This is a genomic window from Kitasatospora sp. NPDC057692 (assembly GCF_042799475.1).
In the GTDB taxonomy this organism is placed as follows: domain Bacteria; phylum Actinomycetota; class Actinomycetes; order Streptomycetales; family Streptomycetaceae; genus Kitasatospora.
The window spans coordinates 1-10,452 of sequence record NZ_JBHVIV010000075.1 but is presented as its reverse complement, the minus strand read 5'-3'; the positions used below and the strand labels follow the sequence as shown (position 1 = coordinate 10,452).

Annotated in this window: 7 protein-coding genes and 1 tRNA gene; 4 read left to right on the top strand and 4 right to left on the bottom strand. The window is 73.6% G+C overall.

Annotated features, from left to right (window positions below; genetic code table 11):
- Window positions 1–102: 102 nt before the first annotated feature.
- Both pgm and ACFVFS_RS31540 read right to left on the bottom strand, forming a co-directional pair.
- Window positions 103–1,743: a phosphoglucomutase (alpha-D-glucose-1,6-bisphosphate-dependent) gene (gene pgm, locus ACFVFS_RS31545; RefSeq protein WP_380628240.1), complete on the bottom strand. Its 1,641-nt coding sequence runs from the start codon at window positions 1,741–1,743 to the stop codon at window positions 103–105.
- Window positions 1,744–2,091: 348 nt separating this feature from the next.
- Window positions 2,092–2,171 (bottom strand) — tRNA-Tyr (locus ACFVFS_RS31540).
- 315 nt (window positions 2,172–2,486) lie between these two features.
- Between ACFVFS_RS31540 and ACFVFS_RS31535 the strand changes: the two genes are divergently transcribed.
- Complete coding sequence (locus ACFVFS_RS31535) at window positions 2,487–4,016, top strand: FAD-binding protein (RefSeq protein ID WP_380628239.1); 1,530 nt, start codon at window positions 2,487–2,489, stop codon at window positions 4,014–4,016.
- A 114-nt stretch (window positions 4,017–4,130) separates the two neighbouring features.
- On the opposite strand, the gene ACFVFS_RS31530 is transcribed toward ACFVFS_RS31535, so the two are convergent.
- A complete protein-coding gene (locus ACFVFS_RS31530) occupies window positions 4,131–4,550 on the bottom strand; it encodes a GNAT family N-acetyltransferase (RefSeq protein WP_380628238.1) in 420 nt (139 codons plus the stop codon).
- A gap of 98 nt (window positions 4,551–4,648) precedes the next feature.
- On the opposite strand from ACFVFS_RS31530, the gene ACFVFS_RS31525 reads away from it, so the two are divergent.
- Together ACFVFS_RS31525 and ACFVFS_RS31520 are read left to right on the top strand one after the other, a co-directional pair.
- Window positions 4,649–6,136 carry an alpha/beta fold hydrolase gene (locus ACFVFS_RS31525; protein ID WP_380628237.1) on the top strand — a complete coding sequence of 496 codons (1,488 nt, stop codon included), beginning with the start codon at window positions 4,649–4,651 and terminating at the stop codon, window positions 6,134–6,136.
- A 49-nt stretch (window positions 6,137–6,185) separates the two neighbouring features.
- The gene (locus ACFVFS_RS31520; RefSeq protein ID WP_380628236.1) at window positions 6,186–6,521 is read left to right on the top strand and encodes an ArsR/SmtB family transcription factor; all 336 of its coding nucleotides are present in this window, start codon (window positions 6,186–6,188) and stop codon (window positions 6,519–6,521) included.
- Between the two features lie 62 nt (window positions 6,522–6,583).
- Here the strand turns inward: ACFVFS_RS31520 and ACFVFS_RS31515 are convergent, their stop codons facing one another.
- Window positions 6,584–9,124, bottom strand: coding sequence for a collagenase (locus ACFVFS_RS31515; protein WP_380628235.1), 2,541 nt, complete (start codon window positions 9,122–9,124; stop codon window positions 6,584–6,586).
- Window positions 9,125–9,491: 367 nt separating this feature from the next.
- Between ACFVFS_RS31515 and ACFVFS_RS31510 the strand changes: the two genes are divergently transcribed.
- The gene (locus ACFVFS_RS31510) at window positions 9,492–10,376 is read left to right on the top strand and encodes a peptidase S1 (protein ID WP_380628234.1); all 885 of its coding nucleotides are present in this window, start codon (window positions 9,492–9,494) and stop codon (window positions 10,374–10,376) included.
- Window positions 10,377–10,452: the final 76 nt, after the last annotated feature.

The window sequence follows — 10,452 nt, the reverse complement described above, 5'->3', positions numbered from 1 at the left end:
CGCGCGGGGGCGGGCGCCCCGCCCCGCCTGTACCCGGCGGCGGCGCCGTCGGTACACCCCCCCGGGGCCCGGGGGCCGCCGCACTGCGCGCGCGTCAGGCCGTCAGCCGGCGAGCACCCCGTTGACCAGGCTGCGCGCCTCCTCCTGGACCCGGGCGAGGTGCTCGGGCCCGTGGAAGGACTCGGCGTAGATCTTGTAGACGTCCTCGGTGCCGGAGGGGCGGGCCGCGAACCAGGCGTTCTCGGTGCACACCTTGATGCCGCCGATGGCCGCGCCGTTGCCGGGCGCCTCGGTGAGCACGGCGGTGACCGGCTCGCCGGCCAGGTCGCCGGCCGTGACCTGCTCGGCCGACAGACGGGACAGCAGCGCCTTCTGCTCGCGGTCCGCCGGGGCGTCCACCCGGGCGTAGGCGGGGGCGCCGAAGCGGGCGGTGAGGTCGCCGTAGTACTCGCTGGGGGTGCGGCCGGTCACGGCGGTGATCTCGGCGGCCAGCAGGGCGAGCAGGATCCCGTCCTTGTCCGTGGTCCACACCCCGCCGTCGCGGCGCAGGAACGACGCGCCGGCCGACTCCTCGCCGCCGAACGCGATCGAGCCCTCCAGCAGCCCGTCGACGAACCACTTGAAGCCGACCGGCACCTCGACCAGCCGGCGCTTGAGGTCGGCGGCGACCCGGTCCAGCATCGAGGAGGAGACCAGCGTCTTGCCGACCGCCGCGTCGACCGACCACTCGGAGCGGTGGCGGTAGAGGTAGTCGACGGCCACCGCGAGGTAGTGGTTGGGGTTCATCAGGCCGCCGTCCGGGGTGACGATGCCGTGCCGGTCGGCGTCGGCGTCGTTGCCGGTGGCGATGGCGTACTCGTCGCGGCGGGCGATCAGCGAGGCCATCGCGGCGGGCGAGGAGCAGTCCATCCGGATCTTGCCGTCCCAGTCCAGCGTCATGAAGCGCCAGGTCGGGTCGGTGGCCGGGTTGACCACGGTCAGGTCCAGGCGGTGGGTCTCGGCGATCCGGCCCCAGTAGGCGACGGACGCGCCGCCCAGCGGGTCGGCGCCGATCCGCAGGCCGGCCGCGCGCACGGCGTCCAGGTCCAGGACGGAGACCAGGTCCTCGGTGTAGCCGGTGAGGTAGTCGTGGCGGCCGGTGGTGGCCGCGGCCAGGGCGCGCGCGTACGGGACCCGCTTGACGCCGCGCAGGCCCTCGCGGATCAGGGCGTTGGCGCGGTCCTGGATCCAGCCGGTGGCCTCCGAGCCGGCCGGGCCGCCGCTCGGCGGGTTGTACTTGAAGCCGCCGTCGCGCGGCGGGTTGTGCGACGGGGTGACGACGATGCCGTCCGCGAGCGACTGCGGGCTGCGCCGGTTGTGGGTCAGGATCGCGTGCGAGACGGCGGGCGTCGGGGTGTAGCCGTCGGCGCTGTCCAGCAGGACGGTCACGCCGTTCGCCGCCAGCACCTCGACCGCGGTGGCCCGGGCGGGCTCGGACAGCGCGTGGGTGTCGGCGCCGAGGAACAGCGGGCCGGTGATGCCCTCGGCCGCCCGGTACTCGCAGATCGCCTGGGTGGTGGCGGCGATGTGGTCCTCGTTGAACGCGGCGTCCAGCGAGGAGCCGCGGTGGCCCGAGGTGCCGAACGCGACCCGCTGGGCCGGCTCCTCCGGGTCCGGGTGCAGCGTGTAGTACGCCGTCACCAGCCGCGCCACGTCCACCAGGTCGCCCGGCTGCGCCGGCTGTCCGGCCCGTGCGTGTGCCATCGTCTTCTCCCACTGGATTTCTCGCCGTGCGCCGGCCCGCGGCCCGACGCTTCCTTGCCCCGTGCTCACCGATCGTAGCCAGTACGCGACCGGTCGCCGAACCGGGGCGCCCCGGCCGGGCGCCGGAGCGGGATCCGTCGGCTGATCAGGCCGGGAGCCGCTGGCGGTGGGCTACCAGGACGGGCGCCACGGTGGTGGCGGGGAACTCCGTCACCCGGTACTCGGCCAGGCCCTCGACGGCGAACGGGTCGGTGCGCACGACCGCCTCGACCGCCGCCCGGTCCTCCCCGGTGGCGAGGTTCGACGAACACCGCCCCGGGCCGCAGTGCGGCCCGGGGCGGTCCGAGGTGGGCGAGGATGGATTCGAACCACCACAGCCGAAGCGGGGGCTTTACAGGCCCTTGGGCTCTCCCAGGCCCAGCTCGCCCTCGGTGTCGTTCCTTGATCCCGACAGCTCCACTCTCTCCCGATCACCACGGCCGGACAACCGGGTTTCCGGCCACCGCGCCTGCCCGCCGACGCCCGGGCGGCCCGCCGTTCCGCCTGGTCAGCACCGTTGCACCGCAGGCCGACAACTGTCCGGATCCCGCCCCCGTCCACCAAGTGGTGTAGACCGCTGCCGCCCCGGCGCGGCAGAGCCCGGACGGACCGTCACCGAAGTGTTCAGGTCCTGCCCATTGCGCGTGTACGTGCCGACTGAGATACAACACTGCTCATATGACGATTGATCGGAGATATCTGTAATGAGCAAGTCAGCCCTGCCCCGCCGCAGTGTGATCGTCGGCGCGGCGGCCACCGTCATCGGCTGGAACACCGTCGGCCGCTCCTGGGCCATGGAGGCTCCCGCCGGGGCCCCGGGGACCGCCGGGGCCGAAGGCGCCGCCGGGACCGCCGACGCCGCGCTCGCCGCGCTGCCCCGGCTGGACGGGACTCTGGTCGCCGACGCCGAGACGCTGGGCCGGTTCGGCGGGGACTTCGGCCACCTGGTGACGGCCGCGCCGCGCGCCGTCCTGCACCCGGGTTCGGTGCGCGACGTCGCCACCCTGGTCGGCTTCGCCCACCGGCACTGCATCCCGGTCGCGATGAACGGCCAGAGCGGCACCGGCGGCCCGGCCCAGCTGGAGTCGCACTCCAGCTACGGCCAGGCCGGCGTGCGCGGCGGCGTCGCGATCGACTCCCGCGGGCTGGACCGGATCATCCGGATCACCCCGGGCCGCGCCGTGGTGGAGGCAGGCGTCACCTGGGCGCAGCTGACCGACGCCGCGCTCGCCCAGGGGTGGATGCCGCCCAGCCTGACGGACTACCTGCACCTGTCGATCGGTGGCACGCTGAGCGTCGGCGGCATCGGCGGCGGCGTCCAGCGCTACGGCTTCCAGGTGGACACCGTCGAGTCGGTGGACGTGGTCACCGGCACCGGCCAGCTGGTGACCGCCTCGGCGAGCGCCAACCGCGAGCTGTTCGAGGCCGTACTGGGCGGCGGAGGACAGGCCGGCCTCATCGTCCGGGCCACCCTGCGCCTGGTGCGGGCCCGCGAGCGGGCTCTGGTGCTCAACCTGTTCTACGACGACCTGGCCGACTACCTCGCGGACCAGAAGAAGCTGATGCTGGAGCGGCGCTTCGACCTGCACGTCGGCGACGTCTCGCGCAACGCCGCCGGCACCGGGTGGAAGTACAAGGTGGAGGGCGTCGTCCACTACGACGGCACCGCCGCGCCGGACCGGGCGAAGCTGGTGCGCGGCCTGCGCTGCCTGGCCGCCGAGACGACGTTCACGGACCAGACGGCGCGCGAGTACGCGTTCCGGGTGGACGCCTTCGCCGGGTACCTGCAGTCGGCCGGCCTCTGGTCGCAGCCCAAGCCGTGGATGAGCCTGTTCCTGCCCGCCTCGACCACCGAGACGTTCATGCGCGAGGCCGTGGCGCTGCTGACGCCGGAGGACCTGGGCGCCGGGCTGCTGCTCTTCTACCCGTTCCGCACCGACGTTTTCACCCGCCCGATGACCGTGATGCCGAAGGAGCCGGTCGGCTTCCACTTCGACCTGCTGTCCTTCCCGTTCCCGGGTGCCGACCACGCCGCAGCGCTGCGGCGCAACCGCCGGCTGTACGAGCTGGCGGTGCGGCTCGGCGGCAAGCGGTACCTGATCGGCGCCATCCCGGACGTGACGGCGGCCGAGTGGCGCCGCCACTACGGCGCCCAGTGGGGGCGCGCGGTGGCCGCCAAGCACCGCTTCGACCCGGCCGGGATCCTGACGCCGGGCCAGGGCATCCACGCCTGACGCTCGACGCCGCCCGCCGTACCTCTCGCTCCACGGGGGTGCGGCGGGCGGTCGTCGCCCGGACCGACGCCGCGCCGACCGACGCCGCACCGACCGACGCCGCGCCGACCGGGGTCACACCAGCCGGTGCATGCCGACCGAGTCCGGGGCCGTCCCGACGAAGCCGTACTTGGCGTAGAGCCGGTGGGCCTCGCCGTCGGCGATCAGCGAGACATAGGCGCCCGCGGGGGCCCGCTCCTCCAGCTCGGCGGTCAGCCGCGCCATGATCCGCCCGCCCAGCCCGCGCCCCTGATGGGCGGGGAGCACGCACACATCGGCGATCTGGAACACCACACCGCCGTCCCCGACGATCCGACCCATACCCACCGGCTCGCCGCCGTGGTGGACGGTCACCCCGAACCAGGTGTTCGGCAGCCCGGCGGCCACCGCCCCGGCCGGGCGGTCGCTCATCCCGGAGGCGGTCCGCAGGTGCCGGAAGGTCGCGACGTCGGGCACGCCCACACGCAGCTCGTAAGGGTCAATATCGCTCTTCATATATTACAGCATACCGGCCGGGCGCCCCGTGTGCCCCATCGGGCACGGCCCCGGACGCGGCGCAACCCGGCCCCGCCGCCGTCCGGTCGTTCACGGGCATGAACCTCCGCAGAAGAAGCAGGCCGCCCCGGCGACGGCGCGCCCTCTCCGCCCTCCTCGCCCTGTCCGCCTGCACCGCACCCCTCGCCCTCCCCGGCGCGGCGGCCGCGAACGAGGCCCCCGGGCCCGCCGCACCCGCGTCCTCGCTCACCTGGGGCCCGTGCCCGAAGAGCGAACCGCCGATGCCGGACCCGACCCCGGCCGCCCAGTGCGCCACCGTCCAGGTGCCGGTGGACTGGGCGCAGCCGAACGGCCCGAAGACCGGCGTCTTCGTCGCCCGCCACCGGGCCACCGACCCTTCGCGCCGGATCGGCGTCCTGCTGTCGAACCCCGGCGGGCCCGGCGCCCCCGGCGCGGAGGACGCCCTGTACGCGGGCATCCCCGACCTCGGCGTCTACGGCCCGGAGATGCTGAAGCGGTTCGACCTGGTCGGCTTCGACCCGCGCGGCATCGGGCGCAGCCGGGCCGCCCCGTGCGAGGAGGGCCCCGGCGAGGAGACCACCGGGTTCCCGCAGGACGCCGCCGCCTTCGAGCGGCTGCGCACCGCGAACGGGCGGACCGCCGCCGGCTGCCTGCGCGCGATGGGCCCGCTCGCCGCCCACCTGGACACCGAGAGCGTGGCCCGGGACATGGACGCGATCCGCGCCGCCCTCGGCGAGCGCCGGATCAGCTACCTCGGCCACTCCTACGGCACGCTCCTGGGCGAGCGCTACGCCCGCCTGTTCCCGGAGCGGCTGCGGGCGATGGCCCTGGACAGCGCGGTGGACCCGGACCGCCCGGACGCGGAGCGCTACCTCACCGACAGCAGCGCCACCGTCGACGCCATGTTCGAACAGCTGGCGGCCTGGTGCGCGACGGCCCCGGCCTGCACGCTCCGCCCCCGCGGCCTGGCGGCCGTCACGGCGGAGCTGTTCGCCCGCGCCGACGCGGGCACCCTGCGCGAGCCGGGCCCGCAGGGGCCGGGCCCGGTCGCGGTCGACGCCGACCGGCTGTCCGCCCTGCTCACCTTCCTGCTGCTGTCCAGGAGGCCGGACTGGGCCGCGGAGCAGCTGGCCGCCGTGGACAGCGGGCAGGGCGAGGTGTCCTGGCCCGCCGAGGGCGGCCCCAACACCGCCATGCAGCTGGTGATGTGCCGGGACTTCGACTTCCGGATCCGCGACTACGCCGAGTACCGGGCCATCCGGGCTCGGGTGGCCCGGGCCGCCCCGCACGTCCGCGTCAGCACCTACGCCCTGGCCCCGGTGCTCGGCTGCCAGGGCTGGACCCTCCCGCCCCGGGCCCGGCCCGCTCAGGCGCGGGGCGAGCTGCCGCCCGTACTGGTGGCCAACGCCGTCCACGACCCGGCGACCCCGCTGCCCGGCGCCCGCCGGATGGCGCGCGCCTTCCCGGGCTCACGCACGCTGACGGTGGACACACCCCACTGGGTCTACTACGACCCCGCGACACGGGCGGCGATCGACGCCCACCTGCTCGCACCGCGGCGCTGAGCCGCGTCGGGCCGGCCGCGGCCGCCAACCCGCGCGTTACGGTGGGGCCATGAACTACCGCCACCCCGCCCGCGAGCAGATCCGGATCGAGCACGTCCTGACCGCCCTCGGCAACCCCGTCCGCCTCTCCGCCGTCCGCGTCCTGGACGGCGGAGGGGCGCACAACTGCGGGAGCGTGCTCACCGCGATCGGCATCACCGCCAAGTCGACGATGACGCACCACTGGCGGGTGCTGCGCGACAGCGGCGTCATCCACCAGCAGCCCTCGGGCCGGGAGAACCTCCTCCGGCTGCGCCGCGACGACCTCGACGCCCGCTACCCCGGCCTCCTCGACGCCGTCCTCTCCGGCGCCCGCGAGGACGAACGGCAGGCCGCCGCCGACTGACCGCGAACGGGTCCGGGGCGGGCGGTGTTTCCACCGTCCGCCCCGGACCCGTTGCACCGCTGTCAGTACTGGGTGGTGATGGTCACGCCGCTGAAGGCGGTCTTCCCGTAGAGGGTGATGTAGCGGTAGCCCTCCGTGGCGTTGGTGACGGTCAGGGTCTGGGTGGTGCCGCTGCTGGTGGAGGCGGCCGTGTAGGAGGTGGTGGAGGCCCAGCGGTCGGCGTTGTAGTAGAGGTACGCCGTGCCGGTTCCGCCGCTGGTGGAGACGGTGAGGGTGGTGGTGCCCGCCGGGAGGTAGAGGTAGAGCTGGTCCAGGCTGCCCGCCTCCGCGGAGCGGCCTGCGCGGTAGCAGTTGTAGTCCATCAGCCGGGTGTCGGCGCCGGTGCACGGGCCGGGGGCGGCGGGCGCGGTCACGGTGACGGGCTTGCTCGCGGTGGCCGTCTTGCCGTTGCTGTCGGTGACGGTGAGCGTGACCGTGTAGGTGCCGGGCGCGCGGTAGGACTTGGACGGGGACGCCGCCGTGGAGGTGGTGCCGTCGCCGAAGGTCCAGGACCGGGTGGTGATGCTGCCCTTGCCGCCGGTCTCGGTGGAGCGGTCGGTCAGCCGGACGTTGAGGTCGCGGACCGTGGCGTCGAAGGCGGCCTTCGGGGTTCCGGCGGTCAGGCAGAGGTCGGCGGCGCAGGAGTCCAGCCAGCTGGTGAAGCCGGCGTCGTAGCGGGTGCCGATGCCGTTGTAGTAGGCGTAGCCCTGCGCGTAGTTGCCGGTCCGGAAGTAGTAGAGCATGGTCTGGACGACGCTCGGGTACCGCTCGATCATGAAACGGGCTGCCAGGTAGCCCCAGTGGTAGGTGCGGACGACGTCGCTGTTCAGGTAGGTGCTCTGGAACAGGGTGCTGAGCGCGTAGGCGCGCTTGGGGGCCTGGGCCACCGCGTTGGTGTCGGTCACGCCGCGGTAGGTGTAGGAGACGTACTCGGCGACGCCCTCCAGCCACCACAGGTTGGGCACGCTGGTCTGGTCGTAGAAGTCGCCCTTGAAGTCGTAGCGGGCGTCCAGGGCGTGGGCGTACTCGTGGTTGAGGTTCCAGATCCGGGCGGTGAAGCCGTTCTCGTCGGGGTGCCGGTACATGATCGAGACGGGCTGGTTGGCCGGGTCGCTCGGGATGCCGGTGAGGGTGATGCCGCCGTTGCTCGTGTTGGCGCCGTAGATCGGGCCGGCGTACGTCCGGTAGTCGGCCTGGCTCGCGAAGACCACGACCTGGACGGACGACTCGTACTGCCCGGGAACGGGACCGTTGTCGCGGACCAGGTTGTGGAAGAACGCGTCCTCGCCCTTGAGGTCGGCGCAGACGGCGGCGAGTTCGGCCGCGGTGAGGTCCTGGGCCCGGAGGGTGAGGGTGGCGTTGCAGGTGTGGGTGATCGGCAGCGCCGCCTCGGCCAGGCGCCGGGGAAGGTCGCAGACGCCGTAGAAGGAGCACTGGCCCTCGTCGAAGGAGGAGGCTGTGAAGCCTGCCCCGACCCACAGCGGGGCGGTGGGGCCGGTGATCGAGGAGCTGTCGAGCAGGCCCTTGACCAGCGGGCGGACCTTGGCCCGGAGCGCCGGGTAGGCGAGGTAGCGGGCCAGTTCGATGCCGGCGTTGGAGGCCAGGTAGTAGGTGTCCGTGCCGAGCAAGTCCCCGTGGTCGCGGGTGAACGCGGCGAGGGTGTCGACGATGCCAGGGTCCGCGGCGACGGCGGCGCCGTAGGCCGCGTTCTGGTGGCCGCGGTCCAGCGGGGTGAAGGCGCTGTTGACGAGGTTGAGCAGCTTCCTGGACGTGTTGTACGAGTTGTTGTAGCCGGCCAGCACCTGCCGGTAGGTGTTCAGGTACCGGTGCTGCAGGTCGGCGCTGTCGGTGAGGATGAGGACCTCGGCCGCGACCGGCGCGTTCGCGTCGGTGGCGTCCGCGAAGTGCGGGCCGGCCACGAAGGCGTCGAGGCCGCGGGTCACGGCGGCGGTGAGCGAGGCGTCGTAGGGGCCGACGTGCGCGGCGTCCTTCTCGTGCACGTAGTAGCCGGCGCGCAGGTACAGGACGACCTGCCAGGTGCCGGCGGAGTTGTCACCGGGGTAGGAGGCGGCGGCGCCCTGGAAGGCGTCGGCCATCGTCGTCATCTGGCTCTGGCGGAACAGGGCCGAGGCGTACGGGCCTCCGGCGAGCAGGAACAGCGAGCCGATGCACTCGGGGGTCGCGGCCTTGACGTACGAGACGAGGGCGGTCCCGGTCCGGCTCGCGAAGTCGGCCGGGGTGCACGACGCGGCGGCGGCCGGAGCCGCCGTGAGCGAGCGCGCCGAGGCCGGGGGCGAACCGGTCCCGGCCGGGCTCGGCGCGGTGAGCAGCGGCAGCTGCCCGGCCGTCAGCCGGCGGGCCTGCGGCGCGGCGGGGCTGTCGGGATCGGTGAACGGACTGCCGGTCACCCCCGGCGGTCCGTCGGCCGCCTGGTGCGGGGCCGCGATGGCCGGTTCAGGGGCGGCGGGGGCGGCGGCCCGGCTCGGGCCGGCGGCTATGCCGAGCAGAGTGGCCGCCGCGGCGACTGCGGCCAGCAGTCGGGGCATGCGTGAGAGCGGACGCATCGTCATTCCTTCGTGGGGGAAGGGCATGTGAATGCGCCTCGGGCGTGGGGGGAGGGAGGCCGTCGAAGCGCGTGACGAACCGTCTCACAGGACCGTCCGTGCATCAATAGCCTGTGACATGTCACATGTGGATCGTTATTCAGCCCGACCCTCCGGTGAATGCGCCTGATCGCGGTCAGGCGATCGCGAGCACCCCCGGCCGCTTCGGCGTGCGGCGACGGTTGTGTTCTCCGTGTGAAGAAATGCTCCCGTGCGCTTGCGGTGCGCCTCACCGGGTCCCGGGTTGCGGTGATCTCCTGTTCCTCGGCACCGGACGGCCGGTTGCATGACATGCCCAGGTCACCCCATTTCCCGTATGGAGGCCCCCATGAAGAAGTCATTCACCGCAGCCGCGCTCGCGGCGCTCGCCGCGACAGCCCTCACGGCCACCGCGGCCGCCGCGGCCGTTCCCGGCACCGTCTCCGGCGACGGCGGCAACCGCATCGCCCTGCTCAAGGGCGACGGCACCGCCCTCGTGAAGGAGGGCGACCTCTCCGCCGCCTGGACCGTCGAGGGCGACGGCGTGCGGCAGATCGTGGTCGCGGGCAACCGCATCGGCATCCTCAAGGACAACGGGTCGGCACTCGTGAAGGAGGGCGACCTCTCCGCCCCGTGGACCCTGGAGGCCACCGACGTCAAACAGCTCGCCCTCTCCGGCGACCGCGTCGGCATCCTCAAGGACAACGGGACCGCCTACGTCAAGGAAGGCCCCCTCTCCTCCGCGTGGGTCCTGGAGGGCGACGGCGTCAAGGAGCTCCAGCTCTCCGGCAGCCGCGTCGGCATCGTCAAGGGCAACGGCAACGCCCTGGTCAAGGAGGGGCCCCTCTACGCCGCGTGGAACCCGCAGGCCGACCACACCGTCCACCTCTCGCTGTCCGGCAACCGCATCGGCATCCTCAGGGGCAACGGCACCGCCCTGGTCAAGGAGGGCTCGCTGACCGCGCAGTGGACCCTGGAGGCCGATTTCACGGCCCAGTTGGAGCTCTCCGGCAACCGCATCGGCGTGCTGAAGGACGACGGCAACGCCCTGGTCAAGGAGGGCGCGCTGGACGCCCCGTGGACCCTGGAGGGCAGCGACACCACCCAGATCGCCCTGTCCGGCAAGCGCATCGGCATCGTCAAGGACGACGGCGCGGCCTACGTCAAGGAGGGCACCCTCACCTCCGCGTGGACCGTGGAGGGCTACAACGTCACGGAGCTCGCCCTCTCCTGACCCCGACCCTCGGGCCCGGCGGTCGGGCGGGGGGGGGGGGGGCCGCCCCCCCCCCCGCCCCCCCCCGGCAACCCCG